At 61.8% G+C, this 322-nt stretch carries 1 pseudogene; it reads right to left on the reverse strand.

The features are described from left to right. A pseudogene (locus EXE41_RS18855) lies at nucleotides 1–232 on the reverse strand (hypothetical protein); the annotation flags it as partial. Nucleotides 233–322: the final 90 nt, after the last annotated feature.

Below are 322 nucleotides of genomic sequence, written 5' to 3' on the forward strand. Positions count from 1 at the left end.
TTGGATCGCTCACCCATTGCGGGTAGATATCCTGGTACCGTTCAGGCAGTTCTCCGTCATCTCGATCCGTCTCCGCAAACGACAGCTGGAGCCGGTAGCCAGCATCCGTCATCGCGACGATTCCAGCGTCGACGAGGTCGGGGAGGTGGTCACGAAGCGAGCGAGCCGACACGCCGGCTCTCTCGGCGAGTGCTGACTGCGTCAGGAATTCTTCAGCGCCCGCGAGTGCCACAAGGGCCTTTCGCGGCGTTGACGACGCATCTCGGAGTACCTGCTCTGGGGACAGTGCTGCGATGATGCGTCGGAGTTCTACAGAGCGGAT

Source organism: Halorubrum sp. SD690R, assembly GCF_005435035.1.
GTDB classification, from domain to species: domain Archaea; phylum Halobacteriota; class Halobacteria; order Halobacteriales; family Haloferacaceae; genus Halorubrum; species Halorubrum ezzemoulense.